The organism is Chryseobacterium sp. BLS98, from assembly GCF_001045445.1.
GTDB lineage: Bacteria > Bacteroidota > Bacteroidia > Flavobacteriales > Weeksellaceae > Chryseobacterium.
Genome location: NZ_LFNF01000004.1, coordinates 167,519 through 189,660 on the forward strand (window position 1 = coordinate 167,519; position 22,142 = coordinate 189,660).

Annotated in this window: 20 protein-coding genes; 10 read left to right on the plus strand and 10 right to left on the minus strand. The window is 38.4% G+C overall.

The window, feature by feature from the left end; translation table 11 throughout:
* The first annotated feature begins 38 nt into the window (after nucleotides 1-38).
* Nucleotides 39-1,409, plus strand: a complete 1,371-nt coding sequence (locus tag ACM40_RS16690) for a hypothetical protein (protein ID WP_048503933.1) — start codon at nucleotides 39-41, stop codon at nucleotides 1,407-1,409.
* Nucleotides 1,410-1,760: 351 nt separating this feature from the next.
* On the opposite strand, the gene ACM40_RS16695 is transcribed toward ACM40_RS16690, so the two are convergent.
* The 4 genes from ACM40_RS16695 to ACM40_RS16710 are packed head-to-tail and all read right to left on the minus strand — an operon-like array spanning nucleotide 1,761 to nucleotide 7,028.
* Complete coding sequence (locus tag ACM40_RS16695) at nucleotides 1,761-2,363, minus strand: SMI1/KNR4 family protein (protein ID WP_048503934.1); 603 nt, start codon at nucleotides 2,361-2,363, stop codon at nucleotides 1,761-1,763.
* A gap of 32 nt (nucleotides 2,364-2,395) precedes the next feature.
* Entirely contained in the window at nucleotides 2,396-4,066 is a 1,671-nt protein-coding gene (locus tag ACM40_RS16700) for an HNH endonuclease (RefSeq protein ID WP_048503935.1), read from the minus strand.
* Between the two features lie 4 nt (nucleotides 4,067-4,070).
* Nucleotides 4,071-4,877, minus strand: a complete 807-nt coding sequence (locus tag ACM40_RS16705; RefSeq protein WP_048503936.1) for a hypothetical protein — start codon at nucleotides 4,875-4,877, stop codon at nucleotides 4,071-4,073.
* 6 nt (nucleotides 4,878-4,883) lie between these two features.
* Nucleotides 4,884-7,028 carry a type VI secretion system Vgr family protein gene (locus ACM40_RS16710; RefSeq protein ID WP_048503937.1) on the minus strand — a complete coding sequence of 715 codons (2,145 nt, stop codon included), beginning with the start codon at nucleotides 7,026-7,028 and terminating at the stop codon, nucleotides 4,884-4,886.
* 507 nt (nucleotides 7,029-7,535) lie between these two features.
* Here ACM40_RS16710 and ACM40_RS16715 point away from each other — a divergent pair.
* Nucleotides 7,536-8,294: a hypothetical protein gene (locus ACM40_RS16715; RefSeq protein WP_048503938.1), complete on the plus strand. Its 759-nt coding sequence runs from the start codon at nucleotides 7,536-7,538 to the stop codon at nucleotides 8,292-8,294.
* Nucleotides 8,295-8,382: 88 nt separating this feature from the next.
* Here ACM40_RS16715 and ACM40_RS16720 read toward each other — a convergent pair whose 3' ends face one another.
* Nucleotides 8,383-9,237 carry a nucleoside phosphorylase gene (locus ACM40_RS16720; protein WP_048503939.1) on the minus strand — a complete coding sequence of 285 codons (855 nt, stop codon included), beginning with the start codon at nucleotides 9,235-9,237 and terminating at the stop codon, nucleotides 8,383-8,385.
* Nucleotides 9,238-9,257: 20 nt separating this feature from the next.
* A complete protein-coding gene (locus ACM40_RS16725; RefSeq protein WP_048504037.1) occupies nucleotides 9,258-9,713 on the minus strand; it encodes a hypothetical protein in 456 nt (151 codons plus the stop codon).
* Between the two features lie 223 nt (nucleotides 9,714-9,936).
* Here ACM40_RS16725 and ACM40_RS16730 point away from each other — a divergent pair, with 223 nt between their 5' ends.
* From ACM40_RS16730 to ACM40_RS16740, 3 genes are all read left to right on the plus strand, one after another.
* Nucleotides 9,937-11,766 (plus strand): cytochrome-c peroxidase, encoded by a 1,830-nt coding sequence (locus ACM40_RS16730; protein ID WP_048503940.1) that lies wholly within the window; start codon nucleotides 9,937-9,939, stop codon nucleotides 11,764-11,766.
* Between the two features lie 205 nt (nucleotides 11,767-11,971).
* The gene (locus ACM40_RS16735; RefSeq protein ID WP_048503941.1) at nucleotides 11,972-14,116 is read left to right on the plus strand and encodes an alkaline phosphatase PhoX; all 2,145 of its coding nucleotides are present in this window, start codon (nucleotides 11,972-11,974) and stop codon (nucleotides 14,114-14,116) included.
* 56 nt (nucleotides 14,117-14,172) lie between these two features.
* Nucleotides 14,173-15,072 carry a leucine-rich repeat domain-containing protein gene (locus ACM40_RS16740; RefSeq protein WP_048503942.1) on the plus strand — a complete coding sequence of 300 codons (900 nt, stop codon included), beginning with the start codon at nucleotides 14,173-14,175 and terminating at the stop codon, nucleotides 15,070-15,072.
* A 2-nt stretch (nucleotides 15,073-15,074) separates the two neighbouring features.
* Here the strand turns inward: ACM40_RS16740 and ACM40_RS16745 are convergent, their stop codons facing one another.
* Entirely contained in the window at nucleotides 15,075-15,398 is a 324-nt protein-coding gene (locus ACM40_RS16745) for a translation initiation factor (RefSeq protein ID WP_040999102.1), read from the minus strand.
* A 187-nt stretch (nucleotides 15,399-15,585) separates the two neighbouring features.
* Between ACM40_RS16745 and gpmI the strand changes: the two genes are divergently transcribed.
* The 5 genes from gpmI to ACM40_RS16770 all read left to right on the plus strand — a co-directional run bounded on the left by gpmI (nucleotide 15,586) and on the right by ACM40_RS16770 (nucleotide 20,519).
* On the plus strand, nucleotides 15,586-17,127 hold the full coding sequence (gene gpmI, locus ACM40_RS16750) for a 2,3-bisphosphoglycerate-independent phosphoglycerate mutase (protein WP_048503943.1): 1,542 nt from the start codon (nucleotides 15,586-15,588) through the stop codon (nucleotides 17,125-17,127).
* A gap of 153 nt (nucleotides 17,128-17,280) precedes the next feature.
* Nucleotides 17,281-18,258 (plus strand): acyl-ACP desaturase, encoded by a 978-nt coding sequence (locus tag ACM40_RS16755; RefSeq protein WP_048503944.1) that lies wholly within the window; start codon nucleotides 17,281-17,283, stop codon nucleotides 18,256-18,258.
* 92 nt (nucleotides 18,259-18,350) lie between these two features.
* Entirely contained in the window at nucleotides 18,351-18,782 is a 432-nt protein-coding gene (locus tag ACM40_RS16760) for a BT0820 family HAD-type phosphatase (RefSeq protein WP_048503945.1), read from the plus strand.
* Between the two features lie 160 nt (nucleotides 18,783-18,942).
* Nucleotides 18,943-19,752 carry a type I methionyl aminopeptidase gene (gene map, locus ACM40_RS16765; protein WP_048503946.1) on the plus strand — a complete coding sequence of 270 codons (810 nt, stop codon included), beginning with the start codon at nucleotides 18,943-18,945 and terminating at the stop codon, nucleotides 19,750-19,752.
* On the plus strand, nucleotides 19,752-20,519 hold the full coding sequence (locus ACM40_RS16770) for a class I SAM-dependent methyltransferase (RefSeq protein ID WP_048503947.1): 768 nt from the start codon (nucleotides 19,752-19,754) through the stop codon (nucleotides 20,517-20,519). Before map ends, ACM40_RS16770 begins: the two co-directional genes overlap by 1 nt.
* A gap of 65 nt (nucleotides 20,520-20,584) precedes the next feature.
* Here ACM40_RS16770 and ACM40_RS16775 read toward each other — a convergent pair whose 3' ends face one another.
* From ACM40_RS16775 to ACM40_RS16785, 3 genes are all read right to left on the minus strand, one after another.
* Complete coding sequence (locus ACM40_RS16775; protein ID WP_040999109.1) at nucleotides 20,585-20,911, minus strand: DMT family transporter; 327 nt, start codon at nucleotides 20,909-20,911, stop codon at nucleotides 20,585-20,587.
* Nucleotides 20,912-21,167: 256 nt separating this feature from the next.
* Nucleotides 21,168-21,731, minus strand: a complete 564-nt coding sequence (locus ACM40_RS16780; protein WP_048503948.1) for a Crp/Fnr family transcriptional regulator — start codon at nucleotides 21,729-21,731, stop codon at nucleotides 21,168-21,170.
* 55 nt (nucleotides 21,732-21,786) lie between these two features.
* On the minus strand, nucleotides 21,787-22,107 hold the full coding sequence (locus ACM40_RS16785; protein WP_048503949.1) for a hypothetical protein: 321 nt from the start codon (nucleotides 22,105-22,107) through the stop codon (nucleotides 21,787-21,789).
* Nucleotides 22,108-22,142: the final 35 nt, after the last annotated feature.

Here is a 22,142-nt window from a genome sequence, read left to right on the forward strand (position 1 = left end):
TATTTGCAGCCTCAAAAAATAACTATTTGTAATAGGCAATGCATAACATCAGCAGACTTCAACTGTTCCTTCTTTTTTTACTCTTTAATCAATTTGTGTACGCACAGGTGGGGATCGGAACTTCTAATCCTGATTCTTCTGCCATGCTGGAAATCAGTTCAAAAAACAAGGGGGTACTTTTTCCAAGCGTACCTTTACGATCAGTTACAGATCAGGTAACCATTCAAAATCCAGCTGAAGGACTGATGGTATGGAACAACGGTACAGGATCATTAACAGATGCAGGTATTTATTACTGGAGTAAATCGAGATGGAATATGCTGTCTACCGATACAAACAATGGAACAAACGGCGGAAATATCGCTCCGTTTTCGGGATGGAATACTTCAGCCACCAACAGTGGTAATTATGGAGGAGTTAATACCAATCTTTCTTTAGGGACCAATACTTTGGATGATCTTGTTTTCAAAGTTAATTCTATTACAATGGGAAGGCTAGGAGTGAACAACTCAATAAGTTTTGGAACAGGAGCCAAGGCAGAACAAAACGGGATTGCTCTTGGTAGTTCCAGCAGTGCCTATCAGGGAATAGCAATCGGAATGAATACTTCTGTAACAGCTAATGAATCGGTAGCGGTGGGAGCAAATACTCAAATTTCCGGTTATCAGTCAACAGCAGTAGGATTTAATGCTAAAGTGACGGTAAATGAGGCTATGGCTGTAGGGAACAATGCTGAAGCAGCAGGCTTTCAGTCAATTGCATTAGGATTTAATGCCAAAACAACTATGAATGATGCAACGGCATTGGGAAAGAATTCTACAGCGTCTGGGTTCCAGTCTACGGCAGTAGGTTATAATGCAAAAACAAATTCCAATAGCGAAACAGCAATAGGGTATAATGCACTCACCAATAACCAGAATTCTACCGCAGTAGGATCGGGTGCAAATGCTGCCGGTCAGTTTTCTACAGCAATAGGCTATGAAGCAGCAACTTCTCAGGCCAATGCAATTATCCTCGGGAACAATAATGCCAATATTGGAATAGGTACACCAACTCCCAATACTTCTACTAAATTAGATGTAAACGGGCAATATAAATTAGGTGAAAAGGGGAGTGTACAGAAAAACCAGATCAGCTTTGAAGCCTGGACATCGGTTTCTGTCAATAATCTGGCGCCCGGAAAATCTGTTACGCTTGAAATCCCTGTTCCTGCGAATATGCAACCAGGTTCTGTAAGAGCAGCAATTGTAGTTTCTCCGGCAGGCGATTTTGCCGGGAATACTTCTTTTTCGGTATCCAATCCAAGAATGACTTCTATTACGAAAGTTACGATCAATCTCACCAATATCTCAGGCGGACCTGAAAGCTTGTATTCCGGACATTTTTATGTGATGATTAATGAGTTTTAGGGGGTTAACAAAATTTTTATAATTTTTAAGTTTCCAGCGAATTTTTTTAGATTGACAAGTAATTTTTTTTGCCAAGTATGATTTATCATTAATAAATAATCAGAGACTTTATAGAGAATCCGGATGAAAAAATTATTATATGGAATAATAGAGCACGGAAAATAGGTATATAATACGACTCATTGGCCAAATATTATAATAATCAATTGAAGATAAGTGATTTACTACATTTGATAGTCTAACATTTATACACAGCTCCCTATACTTTATAAAATATAGGGAGCTGTGTATGAGATTTAGAATGGTATTTCGTAAAATTTGCTAAATTTAGCATAATCTAAAAAATTGTATTTATTTTTCAATTGGAGGAAGTCCCTGTAAAGCCCTGATTCTGTTAACTTGAGTGAGGTCCTCACCTGAAAATTGTTTTAGTTTATTTTCGTCTTGAAATTTATTCCAACTATTTGATTCTTCAATCTCTTCTCCATATAATTCTGTTAAAACTTCAGTGAAACTGTTTGCAACAAAATCCAAATTATAATAATCTGATTCTTTTTCGTGATCTTCAATAATTATTTCTTTGTCTTCAACAATGAACTTTTGTTCGTGATCCCATCTTACAATGGTTGGATTATTTTCATTACTTCTGAAGTCATAACAAAGGAAGTTACCACCAGGATCCATTGTAATAGGATATACTTTTTCAGGAATTTTATTTTTTAATTCTTGATATAGAGAAATAATGTTTTCTTCGGAATCTAAATTGAAGTTCAAAAGTTCCCCGAATGCTTTTCCAACCTGTCTGTTTGTATCAATTGTATTAGGAGACGGCGTAGCAGCATTATTTTCTAAAACTACATTTATGTAATCTGAAGGAAATTTGATTCCTAAAATTTCTTCAACTTTTTGAATTGAATTGGTATCCTTTAATTCTTTTTTATATAACCATTTCATAAATTAAATATTTTGACTTATCAATTATTTTTTTATCTAACTCCTCCTCCCCAAATGCTATTTCCTCCAGTATGGCCGGTACTTCCATGAATACTTCTATCAACAAGCTCCATTACTCCTGTTTGCTCATTGTGATGCCATGTAAGTCCAGCAGGACGAGGTTTATGATTCATAATATCCAACAATTGTTGATCTGTAAATTTGCTTGCAAGAGCTGGGTTTGCAGCAATCTCATCTGCTAATTTTTTTGTACAGTGAGTGAATTGGCTAGGATCACTTGCTACTAACAAATTATTTGGAAGTGTCGTTGTAAATTTAGAATCAAATACAGGAAATACTCCATCTACTTTTTGACCATTTACTATAACTTCAGTTTTTGCAAAGGGAACTCCTGTAACGGGATGTACACTTCCATCTAATGATTGATTAATAGTTTTTAGGCTGCCATCAGCATTAAAATTACATCCATTATGTACCAGAATTCCATCTTCTGTTACATAATAGTTCTCATTGGCCTCAATATCAAAATTATAAACTTTTTCGTAATGTGGCAATACTTCAATACTAATTATAGTGGTATAATTTCCTCCTTTAAGATGGAGAATGTCGCCTGCACTCAAATCTTTGGCTTCTATCCATTCATCATTACAGAAGAAACGGTGCTCGGGAGTTACTCTCACAAATTCTCCTGTAGGAAGTTCTATAGAAAGCATCTGTAGGGTAAACCGTTCGTGTTTTTTTAAAATGGGCTGGTACTCCTGTTCTTTGGTGAGCTCATTATAAGTAAGCACCAGATCACCTTCATACAGATCCTCAATATTCTGCAATCCGTTTGGAGTATGAACCTTGGTGCCTGCAGGAAAACATACCTGTGTAGCTCCATGAGCGGCAAAAATTCCAAGAATAAGGCTTATGCCGCTTTCTTTCAGTTTTTCAAGAGTATCTTTATCGCTGCTCCATATATTGTACTGGTCATAATAGGCACCACCAATTCCCAATCCTCTCAGCCACTTACAGGCGGCCGGAAGGTTTTTAAATCCCTTGAATGTAAATTGCTCTATGAGTTCCTTTCTGGCTGTATTCATAAACTGTTGTCCAAAGGTGGTGGCAAATCTGCTGGCTCCCTCTCTCAAAGTTGTGGCACCTGCCGCCGCAGAACCTGCACCTGCAACCATTGACGTTGCTCCTCTTCCGGCAAGAAATCCAAAGGCAAAATTGGCTACATGCCCCAAGTTGGTAAGTGCGGCACTTCCCCAGGCTTCCCAAACTGTTTCTTTGGGAGTAATAGTTCCTCCTTCTACCGGACATACCATAACAGAAGAAAGGGTTAGGGTTTTGTGATCCTGGATGGAGAATTTTTGTGAAGTATTCGTCCACTTTCTTTGTTCAGCAGCAGCTTTACATTTTATCAGACCTATGGCAACTGCTGCCAAGATCGCAGCAGCAATAATTGCGGCGGCCAGCCATCCGGGGCCCGGAATCATGGCGCATACTCCTACGGCAATCCCTGCTGCAGCTCCTGCCATGAAAGCTATGCTGCCCAGACAGACAAAATTATTCCCTTTGAGGGTATCCAGTTCTGTGGCAGCTTTGTCTCCACTAAAGGTTACAAAATCCTGACTTGTGACCTTCATTTTTTTTGGTGCAACGCCTTTATCACAGACTAAATAATGTTTTTCGGTAAGATACTGTTCTTCTTCCATGATATTACAGTTCTAAATGAGTGTCCATAAAGCAATGATAATAGAAAAATTCACCCAGCTTTTCAGTAATGGTAAAATCAGATTTTAACAATATCCGGTCGTCATAAAGGTATTTTCCATTTACTTTGTATTCGGGATGCATATAATTATCTTTTGCAAATTCCCGTAATCTTCTGATCATTTTTTCATCCCGAATCATCATTCCCTCCACATTCCATTCATCAAATTCCTGTTCTGTAGTTTTTTTTGATACGGAGAGATTGACGGGAATGACAACTCCGGCTCCGAATCGGTCCATATCTTCCCGCTTTACATAGCTTTTAGAACCTTCTTCAATGGGCTCTTTTCCAAATATGTAAAAAAACTGATACAGAAAATGGATATATCTGATGCTCTTTATCTCCATCTCTTCATTAGTGAGTTCGTATTCTTTAGCTCTGATAATTTCATAGGCTTCAATTGGGTGTGCATTGGTGAGCCATTCTTTAATCTTTGCCCATTTTTTCCGAATCATGTCGCCATTGTAAATTTTAGCAATTTCTCCTTTTTTATTGATTCCTACTTCCAAAGTGCTGTAGATACTGCATATTTTATTGGTCATTTCAGTAATCTGTACGATGAGTGGATCTTCATACATTTCCAGGTTATACTCCGTTTCGGTAATTTCAAATATATGGTAATCTTCGTCAGGATCTTTTCCCTTATATGTAACAGATGTTTTAATATTTATCTTGTAATTACTGTCCATACTGTGAACTTTGGTTTTGCCTATAATATCTGTATTATATTGATATTCTTTGCCGATCTCCATTTTTGATTACTTATTAATATTTACTTTATTACCGTTGATCTGAACTTCTGAGCTTCCGGAAATATTTATTTTTTTGCTGCCTATTTTAGTTTCATCTGTAGAGGAAAGATTGATGTTTTTCTTAGCATCTATAATAATTTCTTTCCCATTGATAGTTATTTTTCCTTCTTTATCGATAATAATAGTGCTGGCTCCGACTACGATTTTAAATTCTGTATTGGCAGTCAGAGAAACCTTTCCTGTTTTATCCATTTGAAGTACTGAAGCATCCCCGACATTGATCATATTTGTATTTCCTGCTTTTACTGTATTATTATTTCCAACAGTTACCGTTTTGTCATTATTAGCATTGGTCAGTGCATTCCCTGCACCGTCAAATTTCATATTGGCTCCTCCCTGGTCGGTTAAGAATACTGAACCTTCACCATCATTAAGTTCCAGTTTATTACCGCTTCTGCTGCTCAGGCTTTTCACATTATTTCCTGTTCCGCCACCGCCGCCAACTCCTCCATGAAACATACCGCCCATAACGAAAGGACGGTCAGGGTGCTGATGAACAAAATTAACGACTACCTGGTCACCAACTTCTGGAATGGCCATAAATCCACGGTTTTTACTGACCTTATCACTGCCTCCTGCATCAGGGGTCATCACACGGATAAATTCTGTGGTATCCTGTCCGTTCTGCCAGTCAAACTGAACCTGTATGCGGCCTTGATTTAATGGGTCTGTATTGGAAATTACCTTGGCAAACTGTGGTTCAGCTTTCGGGACTTCAAATTCAGGACGTGGAATAAAGCCTGTATCTGCCGCTATAGCTTCAAAATTTCCTGTGTAATATCCCCGTGCATCTACCTCGTGACTGATTTCCGTGATCATGAGCTTGGTAAAATAGGCGGTTTGATTAGTTGCAGATTTCCGCATTTCCACATCAGCAAGACATCCGGGATATAAAAATGGGACCGAAGTGCTTCCGGAAGTGATAAATACATTGACAGCTTTACTTCCTGCCGTTCCTTTTTGTGAGGCATCAATATCCATAAAGGTTGAAGCCTTGATAGGAGCTACTCTCAATGAAGGCGTGGTAAAGGTTGTTCTCGATATTTCATAAGCACGCTTTGCAATATCTGACTGATGGTTTATTTTTGAATCCCCTGTGGTAAGTTTTTCATTTTTGCTGCTGTTATAGCCATAAAAAGTAGGATTTACATGCTGGGCTTTCATTTTGATCTTAATGTCATGTACACTGCTTCCATACACCAGCTGAACCGGTTTTTCCTGTGGAGGGAGTTTTCCGAAATGGAGTACTTCACCGTCATAATAAAACTGCTCCCCATAGGCTTCTGCTATTCTTGCCAGATAATTGTAGTGCGTTTCTTCGTATTGTGAACTGTAAGAAACATTTCCATGCTGGGAATCTACCCTGAAATCAAATTTATTGGAGCCAAGACCTTCTTTGATCACCCAGTCTGCAATACTGTTCAGGCTGATTTCCTGGCGCCCGCCAAAACTCTGAATATGCGGGGCCGCATCTAAAAGGATGGTAGGACTGTTTCCACTAAGGACAATATTCCCCAGACTTCCTTTATCCTGACTGAATCCTACTTCTGTAATAACTCCCACGAAGTTTCTTTCAGGACTTTCCTCAACGTCTTTGTATTTGAACACGACTGTGATCCTTTTACCCAGGAAATTCTGCGCCTGTTCCAGATTGTGGTTTTCGGCACCTCCCAATGTATCATGGGCAAGGGTGAGATCAAACTCATGATGCTTAACGGCACTCTGGGTAAGTTTGAAATGCTTGAAATGTTTGATAATTTTACCTTCAATAATAATATCAAGCTTAATAACCCGGTTGATCCCTAAAAGCTCACTTTTGGGAATAGATCCGGCATTATGTATTTTAGAGGTTGGCTGGTCCGACCAGATTTTACTTTCCTTTATCAGTGGGGTATTCGGCCCGGAAGCCTGATTCAGAAATGTATTGCTGTAGGAGAGGGCCTGTCCGGCTGTCTGTACTGTTTTTTGAATTTTACTGTCGGCCTTTTTTACTGCTTCTTTGCCTGCATTATTAGCTGTAGCCTGCAGATTATCCAAACTTTTCTTGGATTTTGGATCTGGCTTTTTTGATGACTCATTATCTTGGAACATAACATATTTTTTCTGGGTTCGGGTTTTAAACAACAGTCCGGCTTACGGGTCTGTTTGAGATCTTTCTTATCACTCACGTCAGATAAAATACTGTATGGTCATGTCAACAGAATTAGTATCTTTTGTGAGGAAATTATCGTTCTGTTTTCACTTAATGTCCGGGTATATCCCGATATATTTTTTAACTTTAAAATAGAATTAATATTTTATTTACATGAATTTAATATTCTGAATTACAGACCTATAATATAATAATTAAAATCACGTACATGTGAAACAAATATAAGCAGCAATGAGGCAAATAGGAAAAAAGTAGATGCCAATTTCAGTTTTTGTCGTAGTTTTACTACTAACAGTTGTTAGGTTGTTGCTTTCTTATCTGAAAAACTCTCATTAATGTTATAAAAAGTAATTTATCAGGGGAAAATTTATAAAATAAATGGTTTAATTTTACCGGATCAAATTTCTTTTTTTCCTTATCTAAAGGAGAAATAAACAGATTAACACATGAAGAAAACAGGAATTATCGGCTGTGGATGGCTTGGATCAAAAATTGCCGATTCCATGTCAGGCAGGTACACTATATATACTACAGCAACAACGAAAGATAAAGCAGAAGACTTGTCAGCTAGAGGATTTAATGCTTCTGTGGCTGTCTTTCCGGATTTTCAGCTTGAAAAGAAACTCGAAGAATGGAGTGAGATTAAAGAGATGGATGTTCTGATTATTACCATTCCTATTTCCGGGAAAAGTTGCTGTGTAAGTTCACTTTATAACAGGATGCAGCATTTATTATCATTTATAGGTGATTTCAAAGGACAAATGTTTGTGATGAGCTCTACAGGAGTGTATCCGGATACTCCGGGAGAATATGCAGAAGAAAGCCTTTCGCCAGATGAGGTTGCGGGAGAGAGGATGATCAGAAATAAATATCCGCAGGCTAATATTCTCAGGCTGGCCGGATTGATGGGGGATAACAGGCTTCTTAAAAACTATAATGTGTCCAACCTTGATGCTCCGGTAAATCATATTCATTATGAAGATATCTGCAATATTATTGAAAAAATGATTGAAAGAGGTTCAGAAGGGAAGCTTTACAATATAGCAGCACCTAAGCATCCTTCAAAAGCACAAGTGATCAATACGCAGAAAGATCTACCTTTTCCGAAGGAGGATATAGCTGAAGGGAAAATAATTCTATCTTCAAAATTAACATCGGAATTAGACTTTATTTTTAAATATCCGGACCCGAAGGATTTTCATTGAAAAACTTTTTTTAAATAAAAAAATCTGCGAGAGAAAAAGATATTCTCTCGCAGATTTAGCAGATTACGCTGATGCTTGCGTTATATTTTTATTTAATGATTCTTTCCAGCACCCAATCAATAAGGTTCTTTTCAGAGGCATGATGATCTGCAGAGAATTCTCCACGTCTTCTGTTGGCGATAACGTTATTGACGGTAATGGCTTTGTGACCTAATAATTTTGAAAGTGCATAAATGGCTGAGGTTTCCATTTCAAAGTTCGTAATTCCAAGGTCATTCAACGTTTCCAGGAACTTATCATCAACTGCTTTTAAACGAAGCTGTCTTCCCTGAGGGGCATAGAATCCCGGGAAAGTGGCTGTATTTCCATGGTATTTGGCATCTTTATAATATTCTCCCATTTCTTCCGCCCAGTCCGAGAAATAAAGCATCGGCTTGATCTTTTCATAAGGAAATTTCTCCATAAAACTTTTGGAAAATTCATTCTCAAAACTGTAATCCTGATAAAAATGCATCAGTCCGTCCAGACCAACCACATTCTGGGTCACCAGCATATTATCTACCTGTACATCAGGGTTTACACTTCCGCAGGTTCCCATACGGAAAAGTTCCAGGGCTTTGTGTTCTGTCTTGAATTCTTTGTTTTTAAGATCAATATTCACCAAGGCATCAAGTTCGTTCATCACGATATCGATATTCTCTGTTCCGATACCTGTGGACATTACGGTAATTCTTTCCCCTCGCAATGTTCCAGTGTGAGTGTAAAATTCCCTTTTGTTTTTTTTGATCTCTACTTTGTCAAAATATTTTGAAACTTTTGCCACTCGGTCCGGATCTCCCACAAGGATGATCTTATCAGCAATATCTTCAGGTAAAAGGTTTAAGTGGTATACACTTCCGTCGTCATTCAGCACCAGCTCTGAGGCAGCAAGTTTATTTAGCATAATCTATATTTTTGTTTTTTTTAATTAATGAAAATAGCGTCTTTGTAAGGAGATCCGGCAAGATCATAAATAGTATCGTATTCTTCTACAATTCTTTTCTGACCCTGGAAAATCTCGTAGACTGTAACAATGGTCTTTTCAAAATTTTTCGGGTCTTTTCTTTGGGTAGTGATTTCATAAAATTTGTCACCTTTCTTTAATACGGAAACCATTTCTTCCTTGGTTGAGTTGTTGGAATCCATCATTCCCGGAAAATCCATCACAACATCTTTAAGGTCTGTATAATTTTTATAAGGCTTTGTCACCCCGTTTGAATAGACATATACATTGGGAATTTCCTTATTTTCTTCCAGGCGTATGAGGTAATAATCGTTGCCTTTTTTCTCTGCATAAACGGCCATTTCTTTCTTTTTCTGTGAAAATGCACAAACTGAAAGAAGACCCGCCGCCAATGCGAATAAAACTTTTGTATTCATGATCATATTTTGTTTTTAGTGAAATAATGTTAAAAATCCTCGCCCAATATCTTACGTCATCATTTTTTAACCGGCTTTTAGAAATCAGCCGTTTCCAAGTATAATGAATTTGATTTCGGGGTTTAAAATTAATAAAAATATTTTATCTGAAATGATAAACATTTTTTAATCTGTGCTTAAACTTAAGATAATATCGGAACAGTACTTTTGCCGCTAAAATTCCATGAGATTATATCCGCTGCTCGCTGTAGTTGTATTGATAGGTTTGGCTGTCATGTCCTTTAACCCGGTTGATAAAGGAAAAGAAAGTGAAAATACCTTTGTTAATAAAGGTTTGTCAGATTTTAAAAACAAGCTTGAGCAGCTGAAGTCGGATGTCTATAAATTCTCAGAAGATGAGATTTCTGTTGAAGAGCTCCGGAATTCTTTAAGCAATACCAGAAATTCGTTTAAGGAAATTGAGTTTTATGTTGCCTACCATTATCCGGAATTTACAAAAACACATCTTAATGCCGCTCCGCTGTTTCACATAGAGGCTGCAGGCACTTCTGCCTACACCTTGCCACCAGAAGGGCTTCAGGTACTGGACGAACTGATATTTTCTGATGAAGCTCCGGAAGAAAAAGAAAAGATTAAAACCATTACAGATTTTCTGTATAATTCTTATTCAGGTTTTTACCTGAGTGCCGTGAAGAATGGGTTAAGCCGCGGAAACAACAAAACACTGCCTTTAAGGATAGAACTGATAAGAATATATACTCTTGGAGTTACAGGCTTTGATACACCGGGTTCCCTGAATATTTCCGAAGAAGCTGCCCATGCATTGACAGGAATTAAACAATACATCAACGATGATGCTTATTTTAAGAACTATAATGTTCAGAAAGCTAATCAAATCCTTACTGAAGGGATAAGCTATCTTTCGGATCATAAAGATTTTGAAGCTTTTGACAGGATTGAGTTTTACAAAAAATATATCCAGCCTCTTTATGAAGAGTTGGGAAAATGGGACGGAAGAGAAGATGATCTCAAGGAGTTTTCCGGCTGGAATGTAAAGAGTAAGAATCTTTTCAGCAGCGATTTTCTGGATCCATATTTTTATACCCTGCTGAAATCTTCAGAAGACAATGCCAATCTCAGAAGTCTTGGAAAATCCATTTTCTATGATCAGAATTTAAGCCAGAACGGTAAAATGAGCTGTGCTGCCTGCCATCTTCAGGAAAATGCGTTTACAGACCTCAAAGTAAAATCGCAGAGTAATGTGGAAGGGAAAACTGTCCTGAGAAATTCTCCGTCCTTATACAATGCTGTTTTTGCCAAAAGATTTTTCTACGACCTGCGTGCATTTTATCTGGAACAGCAGGCGGAACATGTGATCTATAATGATGATGAATTCAATACCAGCTATGAAGAAATCATTCGGAAATTAAAAACAAAACCTGAATATAAAAAAGCCTTCCGTACTGCCTTTAAAGATGGCAAAATAAATAAGGAAAACTTCTCCAAGGCTTTAAGTTCCTATGTAGCCTCCTTGTATTCTTTCGACAGTGATTTTGACCGTTTTATGAGAAATGAAAAAGACATTTCTGAAGATGTCAAAAAAGGATATAATCTTTTCATGGGAAAAGCCAATTGTGCCACCTGTCATTTTGCTCCGCATTTTTCGGGTCTTGTGCCTCCGTTTTTTAATGAGAATGAATCCGAGGTCCTGGGCATTACAACAAAACCTGTGAATCAGCTTCCTGTTGAACTGGATTCTGATCCGGGAAGAGGAAACAGTCCTGTGAAAAAAGAAAAATCATGGATCTATGATTATTCTTTCAAAACAGTTACGGTTCGAAATATTGCGCTTACAAAACCTTATTTTCATAACGGAGCTTTCAATACCCTGGAAGAAGTATTGGATTTCTATAACGAAGGCGGAGGAGAAGGACTGGGCTTAAAAATGAAAAACCAAACCTTACCGCCGGATAAGCTGGATCTTACAAAAACGGAAATAAGACAGATTATTGCTTTCCTGAATTCTTTGACAGATATCAGCAGAGCGAGGTAATTGCGTTTCGGGTTTCGAGATGCGGTGTAAAGAAACTTTAAACTGTAAACTCGGAACTTGTAATCCGTATCATTTAACAATTATTTAATTCCCTTAACATTGGGTTATAAATTAATTAATATTCTCCTCTTTATATTTAAAGTCCTATTAACAGAGGTGCCGGGCCAAAAAAATAGTTTTGCAATGTCTAATAAATCAATAGAAAATGAAGAAAAAATTACTTACAATTGCGGCATTGGCAATGGTTGCCGGCTTTAGCGTACATGCGCAGACTTTTTTATTCAATAAAAACTCGTCATGGAGCTATAAAGACAATAACCAGGCGCTGGCAGATTCCTGGAAAGGGCAAACATTTGACATTTCAACATGGGCAGTCGGAAACGGACCTCTTGGATATGGCGACCCTGTAACTACAACGATCAGTTCAGGTCTTACAACAGCTTATTTTGCTAAAGATTTTACTGTGGACTTATCAACTCTTACTGATAATATGGAGCTTGGAGTGATGAGAGATGACGGAATTGTAGTTTACCTCAACGGAGTAGAGGTGGTGAGAGACAATATGCCTGCAGGTAGTATTGCTTTCAGTACACCGTCCAGCACTACAATTGATGGTGCGGCAGAAAATGTTTACAATATTTTCTCTATTCCGAAATCGAGTTTTGTAAATGGTACCAACAGGATTTCCGTAGAGCTTCATAATAGAACCGGAGCCAGTTCAGACCTTAGAATAGATGCTTATTTAAAGACTGTACCGGCTGTTCAGGGATGTACGGGAACACATATCAGTTGCTTTACTTCAATTGTTCCTACTGCACAAACCAATAAACTGATTATTCCGGCAGAACACAAATACCAGCTTATCTTAAAAGAAGGCGACAATTATACAGAAGGAGGCGGAATGGTAGGCGGCCAGAATGATTTTACAGCTTATGTTGACAAAGCAGGAAGCAGCACAAACGGGTATCTTTCTGTAAACCACGAAACAAATCCGGGAGGTGTTACCATGGCTGAGGTAAACTACAATGCCTCTACCAAACTTTGGCAGCTGACCAGATCCAGAGCTGTAAGCTTTTCAGATCCCAGCCTGGTTCAGACCATCAGAAACTGTTCAGGTGGAATTACTCCTTGGGGAACAGTAGTTACAGCCGAAGAATCTGTTACTTCCAATGATGTAAACAATGACGGTTATAAAGATTACGGATGGTTAGTGGAAATTGATCCAGCTACGGCACAGGTTATTTCTAAAAATGCCGACGGTTCCAAGGGAAAACTTTGGCAGATGGGTATTATGAACCATGAAAACGTAGTGATAAACAGTGCAGGAACTACAGCCTACTACGGAGAAGATGGTGGAACTCATATGGTTTATAAATATGTAATGGATACTCCAAATGATCTTTCTTCAGGAAACTTATATGTTTTAAAAGTTGATCAGGGATTAACCACAGCAGGAGATCCGGTAGGAACTACAGCTACCTGGGTTCAGGTTCCGAATAAATTGAAAGCGGATCAGAATAACACAACCGCTCTGGCACAATCGCTTGGAGGAACAAGATTCAACGGAGTGGAAGATGTGGATATCAGCCCATTAGACGGGAAAATCTATTTTACGGCAAAAGGCTTTGACAGAATATACCGTCTTCAGGATAACGGAACGACTGCTTCTCAGGTAGAAACCTTTGCAGGAGGTGCCGCTACAACCTATTCTTTCAATACTTCTCAGGGAACGAAAACTGAAGCGTGGGGCGATGGGAATGACAATCTTACTTTCGATGAACTTGGTAACCTTTGGGTTCTTCAGGATGGCGGAAAAAATTATATTTGGGTAATTGCCCCGGATCATACCCAGGCTAATCCTAAAGTAAGACTTTTTGCTTCTATGCCGGCGGGATCGGAGCCAACGGGACTAACGTTTACTCCTGATCATAAATTCGGTTTCTTCTCAATCCAGCACCCTGACTCTACAATTGCGACAGATATAGATGCAACAGGAAATACCATCGATTACAGAGGGAAATCCGCTACGATTGTTATTGCCTTAAAGCAAAACCTGGGAACTGCCGGAGCATTGGGAACTACTGAAACCCAAAAAGCTGAAAATACCGTTGAGGTTGCTCCGAATCCTACTTCAGGTAACGTAAAAATCAATTCACCAAAAGGACTGAAAGACATTTCAGTAACAGCATACAGCATGGATGGAAAGATTGTTTATACCAAGAAATTCAGCGGACTCAACAGATCATTGGATCTCGATTTTACCCAGCAGCTTGAAGGATCGCGAATTCTTGTTCTGAATATTGAGGCAGAAGGCGGTTTCCAGAAGACTGTGAAATTATTGAAAAAATAAATTATTAATATCCGGTTTCGGCGGCGGCAAAGCCGCCGCCGAAACCCTTTTACTCTATGAAAAAGCTTGTTTTATTGATTTCCGTTTTATCTTTATGCCATATCAGGGCACAGATTGATCCTGTAAAATATCCGACCTTTACCAGCATTGATGAGGCGTTAAACAGTGAAAAAACGGTTTATAGTATAAGCTTCAGGCAAAAAGGACTGTTCAACCTTCCACCGCAGATTTCCAAGTTAAAGTCCTTGTTTTTTCTAAACATTATGGGAAACAAGCTTGAAAAAATGGATCAGGAGATTTTTACCCTAACTGAGCTTGAGATTTTGAACGTGAATGAAAACAGTATCAAATACATCCCTGATGAAATAGGAAATTTGAAAAAGTTGAACACTTTCTCAATGAATCTCAATGGCCTTACAAGCATTAATCCCAATATTGCAAAACTTCAAAATTTGAAGGCGGTGCATCTTGATGCCAATAATCTCAATGTATTTCCGGAAGCGTTGATGGAAATTCCGGCTTTGGAAGAAATTAACCTTCAGGGAAACCAGATCAGTATTATTGTAGACCGTTTGTATGGGATCAAAAATTTAAAGTTTCTTAATTTATCTGAAAATCAGATTAATGACTTAGGGAATCTTTCCTTTCCTAGAAATTTAAAATATCTTGAGTTGCAGCAGAATGCTATTGTAAAGCTCCCTGAAAATCTTTTCAAAGCTCAGAATCTTGAATTTTTGAATGTAAGCAGCAATCATATCACAGAAATATCTCCTAAAATAAAAGGATTGGAAAATATAGTCAGCATGAATCTGGCCCATAATCATTTGAAAGATCTTCCTTCAGAAATAGCCCGGCTGAAAAAGCTGAAAACCCTTATCCTGACAGGAAACCCAATAGAAAAAATAAAGATTGAACGGTTAAAAAAACTGATGCCGGAAACCCAGATCTATTTCTAGATTTATCCGCCGACTCTTTTGGTTTTGTATCCCATTTCTTTAAGGATATTCATTATTTTGTCACGGTTATCCCCCTGAATAATGATCGTTCCGTCTTTCTCTGAGCCACCTATTCCCAGGGTGGTTTTTATTTTTTTAGAGATTTTCTTTAAATCTTCTTCACTGCCTTCCCAGCCTTCAACAATCGTTACAGGCTTGCCGTTTCTGCCTTTCTTCTCAAATTTGCATACCAAAGGCTCCTGCTGCTTAAATTCTTCTTTAGGCATTTCAAAATCCTGTTCCTCATGCTCAGGAAATAGGTTCTTTAACTGATCTCGTAAATCCATAAAGCAAAATTAAATAAATAATTTAGAAAAGTACATCAGCAAGTTTGAAAATTAATTACGCAATTTCTATTGATATAAGTAGCCTAAAAAAACATCATTTTTTCTCCTGATCTTTTCAAAATAAACCCTTCAAATTCGTCCATTCATCCGAAATTAGGTAAATTTGTGTAACAAAAAGTTATACAAAATGTCAAAAAAAGCAATATTAGCAATCCTTGACGGATGGGGACTGGGAACAAATCCTGAGGTTTCTGCCCTGGATAAAGCAAACACTCCATTTATAGACAGCTGTTATCAAAAATTTCCACATACAACATTAGAAGCCAGCGGCCTGGCTGTAGGGCTTCCTGCAGGACAGATGGGGAATTCTGAAGTAGGACACATGAATCTGGGAGCAGGAAGAGTGGTCTACCAGAACCTTGTAAAGCTGAATATGGCAGTTGAAAACGGAACACTGGGACAACAGCAGGTGATTCAGGATGCCTTCGAATATGCTAAAAGAGAAAATAAAAAGCTTCATTTTATCGGATTGGTTTCCAATGGTGGGGTGCATTCCCATATCAACCACTTGAAAGGATTACTTACTGCCGCTCATGAGTTCGGATTAAATGAAAACGTTTTTGTGCATGCTTTTACAGACGGAAGAGACTGTGATCCTCATTCAGGGCTGGGCTTTATAGAAGAGCTTCAGAACCATATGGCAGCTACCGTGGGTAAGCTGGCAACCGTGATCGGAAGATACTATGCCATGGACCGTGATAAAAGATGGGAGCGTGTAAAACTGGCGTATGATGCAATGGTAGAAGGTGTGGGGCTGCAAACGACAGATGCATTGGCTGCCATTAAAGATTCCTACAATAATAATGTAACTGATGAGTTCTTAAAACCCATTATTTTAGTCAATACCACAGCGACAGGAAATATCGTTCCGGTGGCAAAAATTGTGGATAATGATGTGGTGATCTGCTTCAATTTCCGTACAGACAGAGGGCGTGAAATCACAGAAGTGCTTTCCCAGAAAGATTTCCCTGAATTCTTTATGCGTAAGCTGAACCTTCACTATATTACTTTAACCAATTATGACAAGACCTTCCAGAATGTACAGGTTGTATTTGATGAAGAAGTTTTGAAGGAAACGATGGGTGAAATTCTTGAGAGAAACGGAAAAACACAGATCAGAATTGCGGAAACAGAGAAATACCCTCACGTAACATTCTTCTTTTCCGGAGGAAGGGAGGAAGAATTCAAGGGTGAGAGAAGACTCCTTTGCCCAAGTCCGAAAGATGTACCTACCTATGATCTTAAGCCTGAAATGTCAGCTTATGACATTACCAATGCCATTGTACCGGAACTCGAAAACGGAACTGCTGATTTTGTCTGCTTAAATTTTGCCAATACCGATATGGTAGGGCATACAGGTGTTTTTGAAGCTGCGGTAAAAGCCGCTGAAACCGTAGATAAATGCATTGAGAAAGTAGCAACCGCTGCCTACGAAAATGGTTATGCCGTGTTTATCCTGGCAGACCATGGAAATTCAGACGTAATGATCAATCCGGATGGAACGCCAAATACACAGCATTCCACTAATCTTGTTCCGTTTATTGTCATGGATAAAGATCATACTTGGAACCTGAAACCTGGAAAACTGGGCGATGTAGCGCCTACTATCTTAAAGGTAATGGGTGTGGAAATTCCGGAAGTAATGACAGGAGACATTTTAGTTAGCTAAAATTTAATAATATTGTCATAAAAATGCCGTTATTATAACAGATGGCGGCATTTTTGTATGATTTATATCAGTCATGGTATGGGTTGCATATATTATTATGCCACAAATAATAAATAAATCATATCTTTGCAAATTAAAAATCTATTTAGTAAGATGTATCAAAAGCTTGTTAGGAAAGAAGTAATGGGAATATTGGAAAAGGAAGTGAGTTCTTTTCTGGATAAATTTTTAACCCCGATTGAAAAAATTTGGCAGCCTTCTGACTACCTGCCGGATCCGTCAAGCTCAGATTTTAAATATGACCTGGAAGAAATCCAGACTTTTGCACGCGAAATGCCTTATGATCTTTTTGTAACATTAATCGGAGACTGTATCACCGAAGAAGCATTGCCTTCCTATGAGTCTTGGTTAATGGGTGTTGAAGGAATCAATCAGGAAGAAAAAGTGGGCTGGGCCAACTGGATAAGAGCATGGACTGCAGAAGAAAACAGACACGGAGATCTTCTGAACAAATATCTTTACCTGTGCGGAAGAGTCAACATGAGAGAGGTGGAAATTACTACCCAATATCTTATCAATGACGGATTTGATCTGGGTACAAGCATGGACCCTTACAGAAATTTCGTCTATACAAGCTTCCAGGAAACAGCAACCAATATCTCTCACCGTAGAGTAGGAACACTGGCAAAACAATCAGGAAACGGGAAACTGGCTAAAATGTGTGGTGTAATTGCTGCAGACGAAGCAAGACATGCCAAAGCTTACAAACATTTCGTTGCCAAAATCCTTGAAATAGATCCATCCGAAATGATCCTTGCTTTCGAAGATATGATGCGTAAGAAAATCGTTATGCCTGCCCACTTAATGAGACAGTCCGGACAGAAAGCCGGAGAACTTTGGGGACATTTCTCAGATGCTGCACAGAGATGCATGGTGTATACAGGAAACGATTATATCAATATTTTATCAGACCTGTTGGATGAATGGAAGATTGAGCATGTTAAAGGGCTTACCGAAAAAGCTGAAAAAGCTCAGGAATATTTGATGAAACTGCCTGCAAGACTGCAGAAAATTACCGACAGGGTTTCTACACCTGATCTTCAGTTCCAGTTTAATTGGGTGAAAAGTTAGTTCTATACTACTTAAATTATAAAAACTTAAGAGTGCCATCGTTTTCGGCACTCTTTTTATTTCTTATCTTTGCAAAGCTAAAAAAAGACAAAATGTTAAATAATAAAAAAATTGCTGTTGATTTCGACGGAACTATCGTGGATGATGCATATCCGGCAATTGGCAAAGCAAAAATTTTTGCTTTTGAAACACTAAAAAAACTTCAGGCAGAAGGATACAGATTGATCCTCTGGACATATAGACATGGAAAAACGTTAGACGAAGCCGTAGAATTCTGCAGACAGAACGGAGTAGAATTTTATGCTGTAAATTCCAGCTTTGAAGGAGAAGTTTTCGATGCTCAGAACCAATCCAGAAAACTGGATGCAGACTGGTTCATCGACGACAGGAACCTGGGAGGATTTCCGGGCTGGGGTGAAATCTACAATATTATCCAGGAAAGAATAGAGTTCCGTGTAGAAGGAAAAGAAGTTCTTGCCTATTCAAAACTGAAAAAAGAAAAGAAAAAAGGACTTTTCTGGTAGAATTTTTAGAAGTTAGAAGCTAGAGATTAAAAATTAGTTGCTTCACTTCGTTTAAATATAGCCAGAAAATCATAGATGCTAAGAATTGAATTATGACTGAAAATATCAGTGAAGCTGTAAATCTAATTTCTGGCATCTAATATCTAACATCTATATAAAAATGATTCAATTAAAAACAATAGAAGAGCTCCGTTTGATGAAGGAGAGTGCCCACCTGGTTTCAAAAACACTTGGTATGCTTGCCAAAGAAATAAAACCGGGAATCAATACCTTATATCTTGATAAGTTGGCTCATGATTTTATTAAAGATCACGGAGCAGAACCGGCTTTCTTAGGATATGGCGGTTTCCCGAATTCTTTATGCATTTCTCCGAATGATCAGGTGGTTCATGGTTTCCCTAATAAGGATATTGTAAAAGAAGGGGATGTTCTTTCTGTAGACTGTGGTGTTATTCTTAACGGTTTCGTAGGAGATCATGCCTATACATTTGAAATCGGGGAAGTAAAACCTGAGGTTAAAAAACTGTTGCAGGTAACCAAAGAATCTCTTTACAAAGGAATTGCACAGTGTGTAAGGGGGAAAAGAATAGGGGATATTTCCCATGCTATCCAGTCCCACTGTGAAAAAGAAGGGTATGGTGTGGTAAAAGAACTTGTAGGGCATGGTCTTGGAAGACAGATGCATGAAGATCCTCAGGTTCCGAATTACGGAAGACAGGGAAGCGGTAAAGTCATCAAAGACGGTCTGGCCATCGCTATTGAACCTATGGTCAACATGGGTACGGAAAAAGTAAAATTCCATAATGACGGATGGACGGTAACCACTTTGGATAATCTTCCTTCTGCCCACTTTGAGCATGATGTGGCGGTGATCAACGGGAAACCGGTCCTGCTTTCCACATTTAAATATGTTTATGAGGCTTTGGGAATCATAAGCGATGAAGAAAAGCCATTCCAATTGGATTTTTAATGAAAAAAGTAACTAAACTTTTACTTAATAAAATACCTCGCCCAATGCTTATCAAAATGAGTATCTGGGCGAGGCCTCTTATTTACCAGTTTTTCAAAGGAGATGAATTCTATGACCCGATCGATGGAAGATCTTACCGGAAATTCCTTCCTTACGGCTATGGAAAGCAAAGAGAAAATGCCCTGTCTCCGGGAACACTAAGCCTGGAAAGACACCGCCAGATGTGGCTTTATCTTCAGAACGAGACCGATTTTTTCATCAAAAATGCTAAAGTTCTGCATATTGCTCCCGAACAGGAATTTCTAAGGAAATTCAAAATGATGAAAAATCTGAACTATATTTCCGCAGACCTTTTCTCTCCAATTGTAGACGTGAAAGCAGATATTCTGGATCTTCCCTTTGAGGATAACAGTTTCGATATTGTATTCTGTAATCATGTCCTGGAACATATAGAAGATGATGCAAAGGCTATGAGTGAGCTTTACAGGGTAATGAAACCCGGAGGCTGGGGAATCTTTCAGGTTCCGATGAGAAACTCTATGGAAAAAACCTATGAAGATTTCTCTATCACAGATCCTAAAGAACGTCAGAAGCACTTTGGCCAGTACGACCATGTCCGCTGGTACGGAATGGATTATTTCGATCGTTTAAGAAAAGCCGGCTTTGAAACCGAACCTAATTTCTACTCGCAGAATTTTTCAGAAGAAGAAATTAAAAAATACGGGTTAAGAAAAAACGAAATCTTACCTGTAGTTTTCAAAAAATAAAACAATAAACCCGCTTTCTTTATGAAGACGGGTTTATTTAATATAGATAGAAATTGTTTTCTCGATTAGTGAGAGACAGATTTAAGTCCTACCACGGAACCAATCAGGGTGACGATGAAAAATATCCTCCAGAAGCTTACAGGATCCTTAAAAAAGAAAATTCCCATCAGGGCTGTTCCTACGGCTCCTATCCCTGTCCATACCGCATAAGCTGTCCCCATCGGAAGTGTTTGTGTAGCTTTGATCAGAAGTACCATACTGATGGTCATGGTAATCAGGAAGCCGGCATACCACAGATACATTTCTGTTCCGGAGGTTTCTTTGGCTTTTCCTAAGCATGATGCAAAAGCAACCTCAAATAATCCAGCGACAATTAAAATAATCCAATTCATTTTTTTTAATTTTCTCTCCTGCAAATTTCAGGATTTGAGAGGAAACAAAATTTTACATTTGTTAAAAAATCAAATTATTTTAATCAGAGTTGGGGGATGTAGTCAGGGGTCTGAAGCTGGAGGAGGGAAGTTATTGATTCCCGAAAGCATGGCTGGAAAGCAATTTTATTTTACTGTTCATCAAAGTTAAAGATAACTGTTGAAAATGAATGTCCGATAGTAACGTCCAGCTCCCATCTTCCATCTTCAAGTCCCCTTATTTGATCTCCGAACGTATCCTGCTGAGGCTTACCTGTGTAATTCCAAGATAAGAAGCAATATGTCCCAGTTGAACTCTTTTTAAAAGGTCTGGTTTATTAGCCATGAGATCTCTATAACGTTCCAGAGAGGTTTTGAACTGCCTCGAAATAATCAGTTCTTCCGTTCTTACAAGCTCCCGTTCTGCGAATTTTCGTCCCCAGTTAGCAATATGAATATCTTCATTGAAAAGTTTTTTCAGATTTTCTGTTTCCAGGATGTACAGGTCACAGTCTTCCAGAAGCTCGATGCTTTCATAACCAGGCTTGTCTTCCACATAACTCTTCATGGAAACGATGGTTTCACCTTCACTGCCAAACCAGAATGTAATATCATTATCCGCAGTGGAAGCATACGCCCGCACAATACCTTTCCTGATAAAATAGATATGAGGAATGATTTTATCTGCTTCCATGAGGCAGAAGTTTTTCGGATATGAGACTTCTCTGATATGCTGTTTTAAAGCAGCTTTGGAAGCTTCGGGCATAAGATAAATATGGTCAAGGATCTGGTCTATATCCATAGAATTCTAAAATATCAGTTTAATCAAGTAATATTTATTGGAAGGTTTTTACTTTTTAAGGTTTTTTCGCTGTTTTTTCCACTTCCTCAAATGCAGACTGAGCAAAGTCTTTCCACCTGTTTTGATGTTCAACAGGGATCTGAACCCATCCGTTCATCTTTTTTCCTTCCGATGGTTCAAAAATGGAAGCACCACTTAAATCCAAAGCTTCTTCCAAGAGCTCCCCGCTAAGCTTTATTGCAATATTTTCATTTTTAGATAACAGGAAAGTCTTCCCATTGGAAGCTTTAAGGCAGAGCGCACCAAACATTTTCCCCTGTTGGGCCTCCGGCATTTTAGCCGCCAGTTCTGCAAAATGCTTTTCTGCTTCGGTCATAATTCAATTTTGCCATAAATATATTACTTTTTCGA